The organism is Variovorax sp. V35, assembly GCF_041154465.1.
GTDB classification, from domain to species: domain Bacteria; phylum Pseudomonadota; class Gammaproteobacteria; order Burkholderiales; family Burkholderiaceae_C; genus Variovorax; species Variovorax boronicumulans.
This window is the reverse complement of record NZ_AP028666.1, coordinates 753,152-770,209: the sequence shown is the minus strand read 5'-3', so window position 1 is coordinate 770,209 and position 17,058 is coordinate 753,152. Positions and strand designations below refer to the sequence as shown.

At 70.6% G+C, this 17,058-nt stretch carries 15 protein-coding genes; 3 read left to right on the top strand and 12 right to left on the bottom strand.

Annotation, left to right across the window (positions count from 1 at the left end; all coding sequences use genetic code 11):
- Nucleotides 1-5 precede the first annotated feature (5 nt).
- From ACAM42_RS03470 to ACAM42_RS03430, 9 genes are all read right to left on the bottom strand, one after another.
- A complete protein-coding gene (locus ACAM42_RS03470; RefSeq protein ID WP_369631121.1) occupies nucleotides 6-713 on the bottom strand; it encodes an ABC transporter ATP-binding protein in 708 nt (235 codons plus the stop codon).
- Complete coding sequence (locus tag ACAM42_RS03465) at nucleotides 710-1,780, bottom strand: branched-chain amino acid ABC transporter permease (protein WP_369631120.1); 1,071 nt, start codon at nucleotides 1,778-1,780, stop codon at nucleotides 710-712. Before ACAM42_RS03465 ends, ACAM42_RS03470 begins: the two co-directional genes overlap by 4 nt.
- Entirely contained in the window at nucleotides 1,777-2,646 is an 870-nt protein-coding gene (locus tag ACAM42_RS03460) for a branched-chain amino acid ABC transporter permease (protein ID WP_369631119.1), read from the bottom strand. Before ACAM42_RS03460 ends, ACAM42_RS03465 begins: the two co-directional genes overlap by 4 nt.
- A gap of 12 nt (nucleotides 2,647-2,658) precedes the next feature.
- Nucleotides 2,659-3,924, bottom strand: a complete 1,266-nt coding sequence (locus ACAM42_RS03455; protein ID WP_369631118.1) for an ABC transporter substrate-binding protein — start codon at nucleotides 3,922-3,924, stop codon at nucleotides 2,659-2,661.
- Between the two features lie 43 nt (nucleotides 3,925-3,967).
- Nucleotides 3,968-5,470, bottom strand: coding sequence for an aldehyde dehydrogenase (locus ACAM42_RS03450; RefSeq protein WP_369631117.1), 1,503 nt, complete (start codon nucleotides 5,468-5,470; stop codon nucleotides 3,968-3,970).
- A 46-nt stretch (nucleotides 5,471-5,516) separates the two neighbouring features.
- Nucleotides 5,517-5,909, bottom strand: a complete 393-nt coding sequence (locus ACAM42_RS03445) for a nuclear transport factor 2 family protein (protein ID WP_095743473.1) — start codon at nucleotides 5,907-5,909, stop codon at nucleotides 5,517-5,519.
- A gap of 25 nt (nucleotides 5,910-5,934) precedes the next feature.
- Nucleotides 5,935-6,735 carry a MoaF C-terminal domain-containing protein gene (locus ACAM42_RS03440; protein ID WP_369631116.1) on the bottom strand — a complete coding sequence of 267 codons (801 nt, stop codon included), beginning with the start codon at nucleotides 6,733-6,735 and terminating at the stop codon, nucleotides 5,935-5,937.
- 15 nt (nucleotides 6,736-6,750) lie between these two features.
- Nucleotides 6,751-7,557 (bottom strand): SDR family NAD(P)-dependent oxidoreductase, encoded by an 807-nt coding sequence (locus ACAM42_RS03435; protein WP_369631115.1) that lies wholly within the window; start codon nucleotides 7,555-7,557, stop codon nucleotides 6,751-6,753.
- 70 nt (nucleotides 7,558-7,627) lie between these two features.
- Nucleotides 7,628-9,229: a GMC family oxidoreductase gene (locus ACAM42_RS03430; protein WP_369631114.1), complete on the bottom strand. Its 1,602-nt coding sequence runs from the start codon at nucleotides 9,227-9,229 to the stop codon at nucleotides 7,628-7,630.
- A gap of 142 nt (nucleotides 9,230-9,371) precedes the next feature.
- On the opposite strand from ACAM42_RS03430, the gene hemE reads away from it, so the two are divergent.
- Nucleotides 9,372-10,481 (top strand): uroporphyrinogen decarboxylase, encoded by a 1,110-nt coding sequence (hemE, locus tag ACAM42_RS03425; protein ID WP_369631113.1) that lies wholly within the window; start codon nucleotides 9,372-9,374, stop codon nucleotides 10,479-10,481.
- A gap of 485 nt (nucleotides 10,482-10,966) precedes the next feature.
- A complete protein-coding gene (priA, locus tag ACAM42_RS03420; RefSeq protein ID WP_369632715.1) occupies nucleotides 10,967-13,042 on the top strand; it encodes a primosomal protein N' in 2,076 nt (691 codons plus the stop codon).
- A 22-nt stretch (nucleotides 13,043-13,064) separates the two neighbouring features.
- On the opposite strand, the gene ACAM42_RS03415 is transcribed toward priA, so the two are convergent.
- Nucleotides 13,065-14,711, bottom strand: a complete 1,647-nt coding sequence (locus ACAM42_RS03415) for a S41 family peptidase (protein WP_369631112.1) — start codon at nucleotides 14,709-14,711, stop codon at nucleotides 13,065-13,067.
- 106 nt (nucleotides 14,712-14,817) lie between these two features.
- Nucleotides 14,818-15,027, bottom strand: coding sequence for a hypothetical protein (locus ACAM42_RS03410; RefSeq protein WP_062476199.1), 210 nt, complete (start codon nucleotides 15,025-15,027; stop codon nucleotides 14,818-14,820).
- A 276-nt stretch (nucleotides 15,028-15,303) separates the two neighbouring features.
- Between ACAM42_RS03410 and ACAM42_RS03405 the strand changes: the two genes are divergently transcribed.
- Nucleotides 15,304-15,954, top strand: a complete 651-nt coding sequence (locus tag ACAM42_RS03405) for a hypothetical protein (RefSeq protein ID WP_223301482.1) — start codon at nucleotides 15,304-15,306, stop codon at nucleotides 15,952-15,954.
- Nucleotides 15,955-15,963: 9 nt separating this feature from the next.
- Here ACAM42_RS03405 and ACAM42_RS03400 read toward each other — a convergent pair whose 3' ends face one another.
- Entirely contained in the window at nucleotides 15,964-16,983 is a 1,020-nt protein-coding gene (locus ACAM42_RS03400; protein WP_369631111.1) for an AEC family transporter, read from the bottom strand.
- Nucleotides 16,984-17,058: the final 75 nt, after the last annotated feature.

Sequence of the window (17,058 nt, the reverse complement as noted above, 5' to 3'; positions counted from 1 at the left end):
GGTTCTCACTCCGTTCCCAGGTAGGCCTTGCGCACGGCCGGGTCGTCGAGCACTTCGCGCGTCGGGCCGAGCGCGAGGCGGCGGCCGAAATCGAGCACCAGGGTCTGCGTGCAGGTCGCGGCGATCAGGTCTACGTCGTGGTCGATCAGCAGCACCTGCGCGCCGCAGAAGGCATGCACCGCGCCGATCGTGCGGCGCAGCACGCCGGCCTCCTGCTCGGTGAGGCCGGCGCCGGGCTCGTCGAGCAGCAGCAGCTTGGGTGCACCGACCAGCGACTTCGCGAGCTCCAGCATGCGGCGCTGGAACAGGTTGAGGCGGTGCCCCATGACGGTCGCCACGTCGAGCAGGCCCGTGTGCGACAGCGCACGCGCCACCTGCGACGCGGCCTCGCCGCGCGCGTGCGGCACGTGGTCGAGCAGCGCGCGCACGTTGTCCCACACGCTGAGGTCTTCCACCACCTGCTCGGTCTGGAACGAGCGGCGCAGGCCGAAGCGCACGCGCGCGATGGGCTTCAGGCCCAGCAGGTCGGCGCCGTCCACCGCCACGCGGCCGGCGCTGGGCGACACGAGGCCGCTGAGCACGTTGACCAGCGTGGTCTTGCCCGCGCCGTTCGGCCCGATCAGGCCGCACACGGGCGCGTCGAGCTGCGCCGAGAGCGCGTCGATGGCCTTGACGCCGCCGAAGGTGACGGTGAGATCGTCGATGCGGATCATGGCGCGGCATCCTTGTCCTTCGGTGCGGCGAAGCGTTGGCGCACCGCATCGAACACACCCATCAGCTGCCCCGCGATGCCGCTCGGCGCGGTGATGAGCGCATGCAGCAGCGCCACGCCGAAGAAGATCATCGCGAGGTAGCCGTTGACGCCGAAGTCGGTCAGCAGCGCCGGCACCGCGCGCAGCAGCAGCCCCGCAATGAGCGCGCCGGCCCAGTGGTACACGCCGCCCACCACCGTGAGCGCGAACAGCATCACCGATTCGCCGGCCGTGAAGGCGCGCCCGTCGAGCTGCCCCACGCCGCCCGCGAGCAGCGCACCGGCCACGCCCGCGCAGAAGCCCGCGAGCCCGAAGGCCCAGGTCTGGTAGCGCAGGATGTTCACGCCGGCCGCCACGGCCGCCGCCTCGCCGCGCCGGATCAGGGCCCACGAGCGGCCCGCGCGCGTGCGCCGGTGCAGCTCGATCAGCGCCAGCACCGCCGCCAGCCACACGGCGACGTAGCGGAAGTACGCGGCATCCGACAGCGCCAGCGCGGGCCTGGGCATCATCAGCCGCTCGCTGCCGAACACGCGACCCAGCCAGCCCGCGCCGCCGTCGGGAAAGCCCGTCACGTTGACGACCACCTGGAAGCCGCCCGCCATCATCATCGTGACGAGCGCCAGGTACAGCCCCTTGAGCCGCAATGCCGGCAGCCCCGCGAGCATGCCCACGACGCACGACAGCAACCCGCCCGCGAGCACCGACAGCTCGAAGGGCCAGCCCAGCCCGTGCCCCGCGCGCAGCGCGACCCAGCCGCCCGCGCCGAGCAGCGCGTACTGGCACAGCGACACCAGCCCGAGCTGGCCATACAGCAGCGCCACGCCCGCCGCCGCGACCGATAGCGCGAGCGACGACGTGAGCGTCTTGATCCAGTACGCATTGGCGAACCACGGCACGGCCCAGCCGATCAGCAGCACGCAGGCCACCATGAACACGAGCGAGCGGCGGGCGCGGCGCGTGGCCAGCGCCAGCGCTGCGGGTGCGGCGTCGGACGCGGGCATGGCGCCTTCGAGGATCGACGCGTTCATGCCGACCGCGTCCCCGCGCGGTAGAACACGATCATCGCCAGCGCGATGAGGAACGGCGTGGCCGTGCGAAAGGCCGCGAAGCCCGGCACCGTGATCGCCAGCGCCTCCAGCACGCCGATGGCGATGCCACCCGCCACGGTCGCCGGCAGCGAATGCAGCCGGCCGATGATCGCGGCGGCAAACGCCGGAATCACGAGAAAGGTCAGCAGCGTGGCCTGCAGCCGCACGATGTTGGCCAGCAGCAGCCCGCACACGCCCGCGAAGGCGCCGCTCAATATCCACGCCACCGTGTCGACGCCGAGCACGCGGATGCCGAGCAGCGCGCTCAGGTCGCGGTCGTTGGCCAGCGCGCGCATCTTCAGGCCCACGCGCGTCTTCGACAGCAGCAGGCCGACGCCGCCCATCATCAGCACCGCCAGCGCCAGGCCGAGTGCGCGCGTGTGCGTGAGCCGCACCTCGACCTCGCCCAGCACGAATTCGAGCGCGCCGCCGTCGGTCGGCAGCACGAGGCGGCGCGGCTGCTCGCCCCAGGTCCATTCGGTGAAACCCACCACCACGAGCGCGAAGCCCAGGGTCGCGATGCTGCGGATGGTCGGGTCGCGGTGCGACAGGCGCGGCGCCAGCAGCCGCCCGTAGGCCAGCGACAGCGCCATGGCCGCGAGCACCGCCGCGCACCACGCCAGGCCCTGCGGCCAGTCGGCTTCGAACAGCGTCCAGGCCACATACGCGCCGAGCGCGCCGATGGCGCCGAAGGCGAAGTTCAGCACGCCCGACGAGCGATAGAGCACCACCAGCCCCACGCCCGAGAGCGCGTAGACCGCGCCCAGGCCCAGGCCCGAGATGACGAAAGGCAGGTAGTCCTCCATGGCCCGGCGCGCTTACTTCAGGCCCATCTTCTGCTCGTCGGCACGGATGTCGACCAGCTCGGGGTCGTCCGCCGTGAGGCAGCCGCCGGGCGCAAAGCGCCAGCCATTGCCGTCCGGGCTGGCCATGGGCCCGCTGTTGTTCGCGTTGTGGCGGTTGCCGTTGCCCACGTAGAAGGGCTTGCACAGGATGTCGCTGCGGAAGTCGCTCACCTTGCGCAGCGCATCGGTCACGCCGGCGCGGTCTATCTTCTTCGGGTCCATCTTCAGCATCGCCTGCGTGGCCAGGCGCGCGGCCAGGTAGCCGGCCTGCGAGAAGGTGTCGCGCGGGTCGCTCTTGGCACCATGCTTGTCCATCACGGCCAGCCAGTTCTTGTTGTCGGGCCCGGCCGATTCGAGCGGGTTGAACTCGAGGTTGACGTCGAAGTTGCCCTTCCAGTACGGCCCGATGGCCTTGGGCACGTCGACGTTGTAGGCCGGCGCGGCCGACACGAAGTGGATCTTCTTGCCCAGGTTCTGCTGCTCGGCCGCGGCCAGCATCGGCACGAGGATGCCCTTGGGCACGTTCATGATGATGGTGTCGGGCTTCTTCGCGGCGGCCTGCAGCATGGTCGAGGTGGCGTCGGCCGAGCCGGGGTCGATGGTGAGGGTCTCGACCGTCACGCCGTTCTTCCTGCCCCATTCCTTCGGCCCTTCGCAGGCCCAGTTGCCCAGGCTCGGGATGTTCGGAATGATGCAGACCATCTTCTTCGCCTTGTACTTCTGCGCAGCGTACATCGCGGCGATGGTGGCCGACACGCGCGGCCCGGCGTTCACCGGCACGTAGTTGCGCGCGTTGAAGCACTCGCGCGGCACGCCGGTGCCGGCGATGACCATCACGCCCTCGTCGGCGTACATCTTGGCGTTGGCGCCGCACTCCACGAAGCTGGTGCTGCCCACGAGCGCGACCACCTTGCGGTCCTTCACGAGCTTGGAGGCGACCTGCGCGGCCGTCTCGGGGTTCCACTGGTCGTCGAGCACGAGGTAGTCGACCGGCCGGCCATGGATGCCGCCGTTGGCGTTGACGCACTTGAAGTACGCGGCCGCCGCCTGGCCCGAGGCGCTGAAGTCGTCGGGGCCGGTCTTGCCGACCACCGCGCCGATGGGAATGGGCTCGCCCGTGGCAGGCTTGCCGGTGTTGAGGCCGCAGTCGGGGCCCGCCTGCGCCCAGGCGCCGCTGAAGCCGGCCAGGCCCAGCGCGCCCGCAACGGCCGACAGCGCGATTCGTCTTTTGCTTTGCATGAGGTGTCTCCTTCTTTCTGGGTGATCGAAACCGGGGGCGGGGCTACACCGCCATGCACACGCTCTTGAGTTCGGTGAAGCTCTCCACCGCCGCACGCCCCAGGTCGCGCCCGCTGCCCGACTGCTTCACGCCGCCCAGCGGCAGCGCGTTGTCGAGCACGTTGTGCGCGTTGACCCAGACCACGCCCGCCTGCAGGCGCGGCACGATGCGGTGCACAGCCGAAAGGTCGTTCGACCAGACGCTGGCCGCCAGGCCGTAGGCGCTGTCGTTGGCCAGGCGCACCGCGTCGTCCACGTCGTCGAAGGGCACGACCGTCGCGACCGGGCCGAACACTTCCTCGCGCGCGATGCGCATCGACGGCTGCGCGTCGACGAACACGGTGGGCTGCACGAAGCAACCACCGTCGAAGGCCTGGCGCCCGCCCGTGACCAGCGTGGCGCCTTCGGCCACGGCGCCGTCGATGTGCGCCATCACGCGCGCCAGGTGGCGCTTGGACACGAGCGGCCCGAACTGCGCCTTCGGGTCGAAGCCCGAGCCGATGTGCAGGCCCTCGGCCGCTTGCGCAAGCCGGCGCACCACCTCGTCGAACAGGCCGCGCTGCACGTACACGCGTGAGCCCGCGGTGCACACCTGGCCCTGGTGAAAGAAGATGCCGTTGGCCGCGCCCTGCGCCGCCGCCGCCGGGTCGGCGTCGCCGAGCACGATGAGCGGCGACTTGCCGCCCAGCTCCAGCGTGAAGCGCGCCATGCTGTCGACGGCCGCGTGGCCGATGTGCCGGCCCACGGCCGTCGAGCCGGTGAAGCTGATCTTGCGGACGTCCGGGTGCGCGGCCAGCGCCGCACCGGCCGTGGCGCCGCGCCCGCACACCACGTTGAGCGCGCCCGGCGGAAAGCCCGCCTCCAGCGCCAGCTCGGCCAGCCGCAGCGCGGTGAGCGGCGTTTCTTCGGACGGCTTGAGCACCACGGTGCAGCCGGCCGCGAGCGCCGGCGCCACCTTCCACAGCGCGATGGCGAGCGGAAAGTTCCACGGCACGATGGCCGCGACCACGCCCACCGGCTCGCGCCGCGTGTACGTGACCCACTGCGCGCCGGGAATGCCGATGGAGTTGTCGAGCGTCTGGCCTTCGAGCTTGGTGGCCCAGCCCGCCATGTAGCGCACGAACTCCGCGCCCGCGCCCACGTCGACCATGCGCGCGATGCCGCGCAGCTTGCCGCTTTGCAAGGTTTCGAGCGCGCTGAGTTCGTCGGCGTGCGATTCGATGAGCGTCGAGAGCGTGTACAGCATGCGCTCGCGGTCGGCCGGGCGCAGCGACTTCCACACGGCGCTCTCGAAGGTGCGGCGCGCGCCGGCGACGGCGGCGTGCACGTCGTCCGCGTCGCTGTCGGGCGCCTCGGCCACGGTCATCTCGGTGGCCGGGTCGACCACCGGCAGGTACTGCCCGTTGCGGGGCACGACCTCGTGGCCGTCGATGTGGTTGCCGCGGCGGCGCTGCGCCAGCAGGCCCACCTGGCCGAGGTGTTCGATCGACAGGTCGCGCAGATTCATGGGCGGGCTCCGGGAAGGGATGCGAGGGATGCGAAAGAAAGCGGTGTCACGGCTGCATGGCGCGCGCGACGAGCAGCGTGTCGGTGAACTGCTCGAAGCGCTGCACCTTTCCGCCCTGCACCTGCCACACGTGCGTGACGCGGGCCTGCATCGGCTTGCCCGTGGTGCGGTGGCGCGCGTGGTAGTCGCCGATGCCGACCACGGTGTCGCCGCCGTCGACCAGCCGTTCGAGCACGAAGCGGTAGCCCTCCCACTCGGCGCCGAGCACCTGGAAGACCTTCTCGACCACCTGCGCGGGGCCGACGTGCGTGCCGGCACAGGGAAATCCGGCCATCTCGGTCCACTGCACGTCGTTGGCCACGTCGGCGAACATCGCGGCGAGGTCGTGGCGGTCGGAGGCGGCGTAGTGGTCGGCCACGATCTGGTAAGGGGTGCGCATGACAAAATCCTGGACAACGGTGAGGTCAGACGGGCCCGAACTCGGGCGGGTAGAAGGTCTGCGAGGCCTTGCGCATGAAGGCGCCCGCGGGGTTGTTGGCGATCGCGCCAGTGCCGGTGAGCCCGAGGAACTTGCCGGTCGAGCGGCCGTTCGCGAAGTCGAAGAAGAACACCGAGGCGACCGGAATCAGGAACTCGCGGAAGGTGAAGACGTACTGGTCGTCGTCGAACTTCCAGTAGCTCGCGAGGTCCACGTCGCCGTGGCCGCGCTGCACGCCCACGAGGCACTGCCACGCGTAGCGCTCGGCGCTCAAGTAGGTGTGCTCGTAGGTGTGGTTGGGGCTGTAGGTCTGCCAGGTGCGCAGGCCGATGAGATCGCGCGTGGCGTGCGGCGCGACGCCGGTGGCGGCGCCGCCTTCGAGCGTGCCGGGCCAGAAGTCCTGCGGCACGCGCGGCTGGCCCGCGGCCTCGTCGGCGCCGATGATGCGGCAGCGGATGGCGAGCACGCGGCGCGTGCGCGTGTTGAGGACCACGGTCAGCGCCTCGCTCGGACGGCTGGCCTGCGTGATGTCGAGAAAGAAGGTGTCGGGCGCGACCTCGATGGCCTCGTACCAGTCGCCCTTGCCTTCGCCCCCGCGTGCGCCGTCTTCGTGCCAGTCGAGCGTGTGCTGCGCGCGCGGCTGCAGCGTGAGCTGGAAGCCGGGCAGCGCGAGCCGCAGCGTCTGGCCGGCGAGTGCGTCGGTGGCGGGCAGGCGGTTGGTTGCGATGCCGAGGGCGAACTGGTCGTAGGTCTTCCAGTCGGCGGGTTTCGTGGTGTCGGTGCTCATGGCGTCTTTCCTTCTTCAGGCGTCGTGCGCGAAGGCGATGGTGGGCAGGTCGACCGCGGACGCACCGCCATCGACCATCAGCGAACTGCCGCTGACCATCGCGGCCAGCGGCGAGGCGAGGAACAGCACGGCGTTCGCCACGTCATCGGGGCTGGCGGCGCGGCCCATGGGCACGTCGCGCGTGACGAGGGCGTAGGCGGCGTCGGCATCGGGCAGGCGGTATTTGTCGACGAGCACCTGCATCTGCTCGTCGGCCATCTCGGTGCGCACCCAGCCGGGGCACACGGCGTTCACGCGCACGCCCTGCTGGCCGTAGTCGCGCGCCAGCGAACGCACGAGGCCGATGAGCGCGTGCTTCATGGTCACGTAGCCGACCACGCCCGGCCCCGCGAAGTGGCCCGCGAGCGACGAGAGCACGACGATGTTGCCGCGCCGCGCGATGAGCTCGGGCAGCAGCTCGCGTGCGCAGACGAAGGCGGTGTCGAGGTTCAGGCGCGTGGACAGCGCCCACGAGGCGTCGTCGGTCGAAAGCGCATCGCCCACGCCGTGGCCGCCCGCGTTGGCGACCAGCACGTCGACACCGCCGAAGCGTTCGCGCGCGGCGGCCAGGGCGCGCTGCACGTCGGCAGTGTTCGCCGCATCGCCCGCCACCGCGAGCCCGCCGAGCTTCGACGCCACCGCTTCGAGCTGCGCGAGGCGGCGCCCCATCAGCACCACGCGGCCGCCCGCCGCGACGAACTGTGCGGCCACCGCCGCACCGATGCCGGTGCCGCCGCCGGTGATGAAGGCGACCTTGCCGGCCATGGAATTCGGGGAACTCATTCGCTGTGTCTCCTGGTTGGAAAGGACTCTAGGTTTCAGTGCGCTTCGGCGATTGACCGACCGTGCAATCTCAGTTGCCTGACAGCGCGAAGTCCGCGCAGCGCTCGGCCAGCATCACGGTCGGCGCGTTGGTGTTGCCGCTGACGAGCGAAGGCATCACCGAGGCGTCGCACACGCGCAGCTTCGCCACGCCGTGCACGCGCATGCGCGCATCGACCACGGCCATGGCGTCGCGGCCCATGCGGCAGGTGCCGCTCGGGTGGTAGACGGTCTTGGCGCGCTCGCGCACGTAGGCCTCGAGGGCCTCGTCGGACATGTCGTCGGCGGCTGACGGCGCCAGCTCTTCGGACACCACCTCGCGCAGCGCCGGCGCGCGCAGGATGCGGCGCGCCAACTTCACGCCGCGCACCAGCGTGTCGACGTCGGCCTGCGCCTGCAGGTAGCCGCCGTCGAACAGGATCGGCGCCATCGGGTCGGCGCTGCGCAGCGCCACGCGCCCGCGCGACTGCGGGCGCAGGAAGCAGGGGTTGATCGACAGGCCGTGGCCGGCCAGCGGTTCGCGGTCGACGTCGCCCACGAGCACGGGCAGCACATGGAACTGCAGGTCGGGCCGGCCCTCGCCGGTGGTGTCGACGAAGCCGCCGCTCTCGACCACGTTCGATGTGAGCAGGCCGGAGCCGAACAGCATCCATTGCAGGCCGTGCTTCAGCGCCGCCAGGCCGCGGTCATTGCCCAGCAGGCTCACGGGCTCGCGCGTGCGGCCGTAGACCGACACCTCCAGGTGGTCCTGGAAGTTCTCGCCCACGCCGGGCAGGTTTTTCACCACCGGCAGGCCCAGCGCCTGCAGCTGCGCGCCGGGGCCGATGCCCGAGAGCAGCAGCAGCTTGGGCGAGGCGAGCGCGCCGGCCGAGAGGATCACTTCATCGCGCGCGGTGGCGACCACCTCTTCGCCGCTGCCGTTGCGGCCCGTGCGGTAGACCACGCCGGTGGCCGCGCCGTCCTGCGTGAGCACGCGCAGCACGTGCGCGCCCGTCACCACGGTGAGCTTCGGGTCGTCGCGCACGGCCGCGAGGTAGGTGGCGGCGGTGCTCGCGCGCCGGCCTTCGAAGGTGGTGGTCTGGTAGAAGCCCACGCCGGCCTGGGCGGCGCCGTTGAAGTCGTCGTTGTAGGCCAGTCCGCTTTGCTGCGCGGCGCGCAGGAAGGCCAGGCTCAGCGGATGGCGAAAGCGCGTGTCGCTCACCTTCAGCGGCCCGTTCGTACCGTGCAGCTCGCAGGCGAAGCGCGCGTTGCCCTCGGCCTTGCGGAACCACGGCAGCACGTCGCGCCAGCCCCAGCCCTCGCAGCCCTGCGCCTCCCAGCCGTCGTAGTCGGCCGGCGTGCCGCGCACGTAGACCATGGCATTGACCGAGCTGCCGCCGCCCAGCGTGCGGCCTTGCGGCACGAACATCTTGCGGCCGGCGGCGGCGGGCTGCGGCTCGCTTTCGTAGGCCCAGGTGCGCTCGGTGCCGATCACGCGCACGAAGGTGGCGGGCATGTGGATGAAGCGGTCGTCGTCGGGCGGGCCCGCCTCCAGCAGCAGCACGCGGCGCCCGGCGCGCACCAGCCGGTGCGCCAGCACGCAGCCGGCCGAGCCGGCGCCCACCACCACCACATCGAAAACCTGCTGCGCCATGTCCGTTCCAGACCGAAGTTGTGTCGGGAACGGATGCTCGCGGCTGGCGCGCGCCGTGGCGCATCGGGGCGGGTTGATGCAACGCAAAGTGCGCTGTCGGTCAACTGACGGGGAACGCGGGGGGCCCTGCGACAATCGGGCCATGCCTTTCGCCCCTTTGCAAAACGACACCTTCCTGCGGGCCTGCTGGCGCCAGGCCACCGATCACACGCCCGTCTGGCTCATGCGCCAGGCCGGCCGCTACCTGCCTGAATACGTTGCCACGCGCGCCAAGGCCGGCAGCTTCATGGGGCTGGCCACCAACACCGACTACGCCACCGAGGTCACGCTGCAGCCGCTGGCGCGCTACCCGCTCGACGCCGCCATCCTGTTCTCGGACATCCTCACGGTGCCCGACGCGATGGGCCTGGGCCTGTCGTTCGAGGCCGGCGAAGGCCCGCGCTTTGCGCGCCCGGTGCGCGACGAAGCGGCCGTGGCCGCGCTCGAAGTGCCCGACCTGGACAAGCTGCGCTACGTGTTCGACGCCGTGGGCTCGATCCGCAAGGCGCTGAACGGCCGCGTGCCGCTGATCGGCTTCTCGGGCAGCCCGTGGACGCTGGCCTGCTACATGGTCGAAGGCGCGGGCTCGAGCGACTACCGCCTCGTGAAAAGCATGCTGTACGGCCGCCCCGACCTGATGCACCGCATCCTCGCGGTCAATGCCGATTCGGTGGCCGCGTACCTCAATGCGCAGATCGACGCCGGCGCGCAGGCCGTGATGATCTTCGACAGCTGGGGCGGCGTGCTGGCCGACGGCGCGTTCCACGAATTCAGCCTGGCCTACACCGCGCGCGTGCTCGCCGGCCTGAAGCGCCACGGCCCCGACGGCCAGCCGGTGCCGCGCATCGTCTTCACCAAGGGCGGCGGCCTGTGGCTCGGCGCCATGCGTGCGCTCGACTGCGAAGTGCTCGGCGTCGACTGGACCGTGAACCTCGCCGCCGCGCGCCGCCTCGTGGCCGAAGGCACCGAGGACAAGGCCAAGGCGATCCAGGGCAACATCGATCCGAACGTGCTGTTCGCCCCGCCCGCGGCCATCGAGGCCGAGGTCGGCAAGGTGCTGCAGGCCTTCGGCAAGCCCCACACCGACCGCACCACCGCGGGCCCGACGCACATCTTCAACCTGGGCCACGGCATCAGCCAGTTCACGCCGCCCGACCACGTCGCGGCGCTGGTCCAGGCGGTGCACGACCAGTCGCGCGCGCTGCGCACTTGAGCTAACAAATGTGAACTGCCGACCGCCCGGTTGGCAGACTCAGCGCCCCCTGAAAGCCAGTCGCCCGGCGTTTGTCAAGCCCTAAAACGGCCCCGGACGCCCGACTTATGCACAAAACGCGTGTTGCACTGCGCAAGATTATCTGAGGGGGCATTGGTTCTGCTCCTAAACCAATAGCGACGCTAAGTGGTTGATTTATATAGGTTTTGATTTTTGCTTTTTTTACAGGCATTCCAGCGGAAGCCTTGAAAATCAAGGCTTCGGCGACTATCCAGCCGTCTTGTCAACAAAGTTATCCACAGAAACTCTGGATGACCGCCAAAGCGCTGTGAAATCAACAACTTAAGCGGTCTTGCTCCAAAACGCATTAACAAACCTTGCCAAAAAGGACGCCCAGCCCCTCCACCGAATCGCCGCCCGAAGCCGGCGCGCCGACGGTCACATCCGCCACAAACGTCTCCTGCCCCTGGCGACTCGACATCGCGGTGCAGACGCCCGCGCATGCGGCGCTGGGTGACCTGCTGAGCTACGCCGGCGCCGAGCCGCTGGTGCCGGGCACGCTGGTGCGGGTGCCGCTGGGCAAGCGCGAGGTGCTGGGGGTGGTCTGGAACGAGCCGACCTCGCTGGAGGGCGCCGAGCCCGACATGGCGCTGAAGCCCGTGGGCGCGGCGCTCGACGCGCTGGCGCCGCTGGGCGAGGCCTGGCGCGACCTGGTGGCGTTTGCCGGGCGCTACTACCAGCGCTCGATCGGCGAGATCGCGCTGGCCGCCCTGCCGCCGCAGCTGCGCGACCTGACGACCACCCAGCTGGCGCGCCGCCTCAAGCGCAAGACCACGGCCGGGCCGGTGGCCGAAACCGCCGAATCCGCGAACCTGATCGCCCTCTCCGACGAACAGTCGGCCGCGCTGGCCCGCATCGAGGCCGGCACCGGCACCTTCCTGCTGGTGGGCAGCACGGGCAGCGGCAAGACCGAGGTCTACCTGCGCTGCGTGGCCGACCTGCTGGCGCGCGACCCCGAGGCGCAGGCGCTGGTGATGGTGCCCGAGATCAACCTCACGCCGCAGCTCGAGGCCCGCTTCAAGGCCCGCTTCGGCGACGAGGCCGTGGTGTCGCTGCACAGCGGCATGACCAACCCGCAGCGGCTGGCGAGCTGGCTGGCGGCGCACGGCGGCGCTGCGCGCATCGTGCTGGGCACGCGCATGGCGGTGTTCGCGTCGATCCCAGGGCTGAAGCTCATCGTCGTCGACGAGGAGCACGACCCGAGCTACAAGCAGCAGGAAGGTGCGCGCTACTCGGCGCGCGACCTCGCCGTGTGGCGCGGCCAGCGCGAAAAGGCCAAGGTGATCCTGGGCTCGGCCACGCCCTCGCTCGAGAGCTGGCACCAGAGCCGGCCGCCCGAGGGCGACGACCCGGGCGGGCGCTACGTGCGGCTGGCCATGCCTTCGCGCATCGGCGCGGGCGCGCTGCCGGCCGTGCGGCTGGTGGACATGAACCTGCAGCCGCCGAAGACGGTGATCTCGGGCGCGCTGCTCGACGCCATCGGCCAGCGCATCGCGCGCGGCGAGCAGAGCATGATCTTCCTGAACCGGCGCGGCTATGCGCCGGTGCTGGCCTGCGGCGACTGCGGCTGGAAGAGCGAATGCCCGCACTGCAGCGCCTACCGCGTGTTCCACAAGATCGACCGCACGCTGCGCTGCCACCACTGCGGCTTCACCGAGCGCGTGCCGCGCGCCTGCCCGGCCTGCGGCAACCCCGACATCGCGCCCGTGGGCCGCGGCACCGAGCGGCTCGAAGAGCACCTGGCCGAGCTGTTCGCCGGCGTGAAGCATGCGGATGGCAGCGCGGTGCGCATCGCGCGCATCGACGCCGACAGCACGAAGAAGCAAGGCGCGCTCGAATCGCAGCTCGCCGCCGTGCACGCGGGCGAGGTCGACGTGCTCGTCGGCACGCAGATGATCGCCAAGGGCCACGACTTCCGCCGCATCACGCTGGTGGCCGCGGTGAACCCCGACGGCGCGCTGTTCTCCAGCGACTTCCGCGCGCCCGAGCGGCTGTTCAGCCTGTTGATGCAGTCGGCCGGCCGCGCGGGCCGCGATGCCGCCTACCTCGCGGCGCAAGGCGCCAAGGCCGAGATGTGGATCCAGACGCACCACGCGCCGCACCCGCTGTTCGCGGCGCTGCGCCGGCACGACTACGAGGCCTTCGCCAAGCAGCAGCTCGAAGAACGCCAGGCCGCCGCCATGCCGCCCTTCGCGTTCCAGGCGCTGGTGCGCGCCGACGCGCGCGAGCAGGCGGTGGCGCAGGGCTTCCTGAACCTCGCGGCCGACCAGGCCGAGGCGCTGCCCGGTGCGGACCTGGTCACGCGCTACCCGGCGGTGCCGCTGGCGATCCAGCGCGTGGCGAACGTGGAGCGCGCGCAGATGCTCATCGAAAGCCCCTCACGCGCCGCGCTGCAGCGCCTGCTGGCCGCCTGGCAGCCGCTGCTTCACGAACTGCGGCGCACGCCCGAGGGCAAGGGCGTGATCCGCTGGCTGGTGGACGTGGACCCGCACAGCATCTGAGCGCGGCGCGCGGACGCCTGCTTCAGCGCGGACGCAGGATGCGGTTGCGCAGGCCTTCGGGCTTGTGCAACAAGGGCGCGGCGGGGCCGGCGACGGCACGCTTGGCGAGGCGTCCGGCCGGTGCGGCGGGGCAGGCCCCCGAGACCTGGTGCGCCAGTGCGGCGGCCAGGCGCGCCTCCTGCGGATCGCCGAGCGCACGGCTGAAATCGTCGGGCACGAAGCAGGTGGGCGTAATGCCGTCGGGGTAGTCACCGAAGCCCTTGGCGTTCACGCCCTGGAACTGCACGCTGAAGTAGGTGGTGCCGCAGTTGTCCTCGGGATAGAAGCCGTAGGGCTTGCCGCAGGTGGTGTCGCCGATCTGGACCACGTCGATGTCGATGCCGCGCAGGCCGTTGATGAACGCCTCGCTGGCCGAGCAGGTGTCGGGGCCCGTGAGCACGTAGACGCGTCGCAGATCGAGGCTGGGCAGCGGAAGGGGCGGGTCGATGGGAGAAAGAAAGCCCAGGGTGGTGGCCCAGAACGGCGTGGGCGCGAGCGTGTTGCCAGTCACCGGATCGCGCTCGGTGTGCTTGTTGTTGAACCGCACGGTCTCGAAGGTCTTGCCGCGCGTCTGCGTCTCGCCGGCGACCATGAAGCCCAGTTGGCTGGCCAGGTCCAGATAGCCGCCGCCGTTGTAGCGCAGGTCGACGACCAGCTCGGTGACCCGCTGCGCGCGCAGCCACTCCATGGCGGCCTTCAGTTGCAGTTCCGCCGTGCCGATGTGGTCGTTGAATTGCAGGTAGCCAACCGTGCGGCCCGCGTTCGGGAGCGTCTTGACGTTCTGGACGGGGGTCGAGATCACCGGCGCCGCCGTCAGCGTGATGTCGCGCGGGGTGTTGCTGCCCGCGTCGACGACGGTGAACCGCGTGGACGTCCCCGGTGCAGCGCCAAAGAGCGCCGCGTTGATGACATCGACGCCTTCCTGCGTGGGGTCGTTCACGAAATCGACGCCGTTGACCCCGAGCACCCGGGCGCCGCGCGGCAGGCCGGCGCCCGTCGTGGCCGCGGGAGAGCCGGGCTCCACGTACGCCACGCGCAGATCGCGCGGCGGGGAGAGGGCAAAGAAAGCCCACTGCGCGCCGTATCCGATGGACGAGCCGGCGCCCGAGAGCGCATTCCACTCCTCGGTGGTGTAGGTGAAATGGAACTGGTCCTTGTCCCTGCCCGACGGCGTCACGGCGTAGGTCTTGAGCAGATCGAAATAGTCGGCCGTGGCGTAGCGCGCGGGGTCCAGGTCCGGGACCTCGTCGTACCAGAGGTAGGTGTCGTTGGTCCACGACCGCAGCCAGTTGTTCTCGTCGAGCGTGCGGCCGGTCTTGTCGGCGAAGGGCTTGCCGTCGGGGTCGGTGCCGGTGCGCGGTGCCGCGCAGCGGTCCTTGTAGAGGCTCGCGGTCCGGAACACGCCCTCGACCCACGGCGCGTTGCGCAAGGCATCGCCGTCGTCGGGCGCATCGGGCGGTGCCGTGGGTGGGGTGGTGGTGACGGGCGGCGTGGTGCCCGTGCCGCTGTTCGGCAGGAAGCCGACGCCCGAGCCGCCGTCCCCCCCGCCACCGCAGGCGACGAGCACGGCCGTCGGAACGGCCAGCAGCAGAAGACGGGCGAAACGAAAACGCAGAGGGAAAGGAGACACGGCGAGATTCCTGGAGGGCGGTAAGGCGCCGCCATCCTAGGAAGCTCTGCGTCGTTGCGCATTGGACCAAAGTCCTAGGCGCGGCCCGAACGCGCCGTGTCGATCGTCAGTGGTAGCCGGTGGGCTCCTTGCCCATGTCGACATAGCGCAGCTCGTTGTGCCGTCGCCGCGCAATGCTGTTCGGCCAGGCGAACACGACGAGGCTCAGCGCGGCCAGCGCGAGCGCGGCGCCCGTGCCGATCGTGCCGGCATGCCAGAACCAGCCCACCGCAGCGAGCCAGGCCAACCACATCAGGATGCGAACCAGTATTGCCATCGCGCGCCCCACTTGGACCCTTCACACCTTGGACTCGGAACCACTGTAGCAGTGCAACTGCATACGCAAGCATTCATCTGAAGAGATAACGCACGGTATGCCTTTAGACATGCCCTGGGATTACCCCGAAATAATCTGCAAAAAGAGTTGACGGTACCCCCGCCCTTGCACAAGCTGTGCCTGTGCGGTTCCATCGCTGGGTCCGCGGTATTTCGTGCCCGCTCGCTTGATGCAAAGGTCGCCGTGAAATCGTCGTCTCTTCTGGCTGGGGTTGCTGTGGCTGTCGCCGTGTCGCTCTCGTACCTGGCCGCTGCAGGGTCCGCGGGCGCGGCGGAGCTTGAACTGCAGGGTCGGCGGCTGGTGGTGTCGGGCACGCTCGACGGCAGCAAGGTCAAGGCCTTCACCGAACTCCTGAGCAGCGGCACGGTGCGCACCGTGGTCTTCGAAGACTCGTTCGGCGGCACCGCCGAAGCGGCCGGCGCGTACGCCGACGCGATCCGCGAGAGCGGCGTGCAGACCGAGGTGCGCGGCCATTGCATGGCGGCCTGCGCCTACGCCTTCCTGGCCGGCAAGACGCACCGCTTCGGGCACGGCCTGCAGGTCAACGGCATCCTGGTGCCGGTGGCGACCCGCCCCACGGCGGCCGAGCTGGCGGTGCGCTGGCGCGGCGAGGAAGCCCGCAAGACGCTGGCCGATTTCACGCCCGCCCCCGGCGCCACCGACGCGGCCCGCCCGATGGAAGCCACCGCGCCCGCCCCCAAGGACAACTGGCAGCCGGACCACGGCGTGCTCTTCACGGCCAGCCCGACGCTGTTCGGCCGTATCTACAACACCTACTACTGCGACGGCACGCAGGGCCGCGACTTCTCGAAGTGCGAGCGGCTCTCCGACGCCGATCCGTACAAGCTCGGCGTGCTGACCGAGTAACGCCCCCGGTCAGCGCAGCGCGCCGACCGCCACCGGGAAGGTGAAGAACGCCGCCACCGTCGTCCACAGGATGATGCGTGCGATGCGGCCGTTGTCGGCGCCGAAGCGCTCGGCCAGCATCGACACGTTGCTCGCGCTCGGCAGCGCCGCGACCAGCACGATCACGGCCAGCGCCGAGGGCGCCAGCGGCAGCCCGAGCGCGATGGCACCGCGCCCCAGCGCCCAGACCGCCAGCGGATGCAGCACCAGCTTCACGAGCACCACGGGCAGCACATCGGCCAGCGGCGCTTTCGGCGTGGGCCCGGCGCCGGTGCCCATCGCCGCCGCCACCATGGCGCTGGCGCCGTGCTCGCGCGCCAGCAGCGCCGAGCGCGCGAGCACCGCGCCGATGGTGAAGAGCGCCACCGGCGAGGCCGCGTCGGCCAGCATGGCGATGGTGCGCTCCACCGGCCCGGGCAGCTGCCAGCGCATCGCCGACAGCAGCACGCCCAGCAGGATCGACCAGGGCATCGGGTTCACGAGGATGCCGCGCAGCGCTTTGCGCGCGGCCAGCGTGGCGCCGTGCCGGCCCGCGCTGCCGGCCCCGTCGAGCCGCGACAACGCGATGCACAACGACGAGGTCACGACCAGGTCGAACGCGATGGTGATGATGATCGGCCCGGCCGCCTGCGCGCCCAGCAGCGCCACCAGCAGCGGCACGCCCATGAAGCCGGTGTTCGGAAAGGCCGCCACCAGCGCGCCGAAGGCCGCGTCGTTCCAGCCGATGCGCGCATTGCGCGTGAACAGCACCACGCCCGCCACCACGGCCAGCGCGCAGATGCCCCAAATCAGTGCAACGCTGCCGTCCAGCAGCTGTGCGATGGGCGTGCCGGCGCCGAAGCGCAGCAGCATGCAGGGCAGCGCGAAATACAGCACGAAGGTGTTGAGCCCCGGGATCGCATCCAGCGGCAGGATGCGGGTGCGGGCGGCGGCGTAGCCGGCCGCGATCAGGGCGAAGAAAGGAAAAGTAACAAGAAAAACAGGCTGCACGCCGGCATTGTCGTCCTCCTTCGTCGCGCGATGCCCGCTGACACGGACGGCTGGAGCCGGGCCCGTATCATTGCC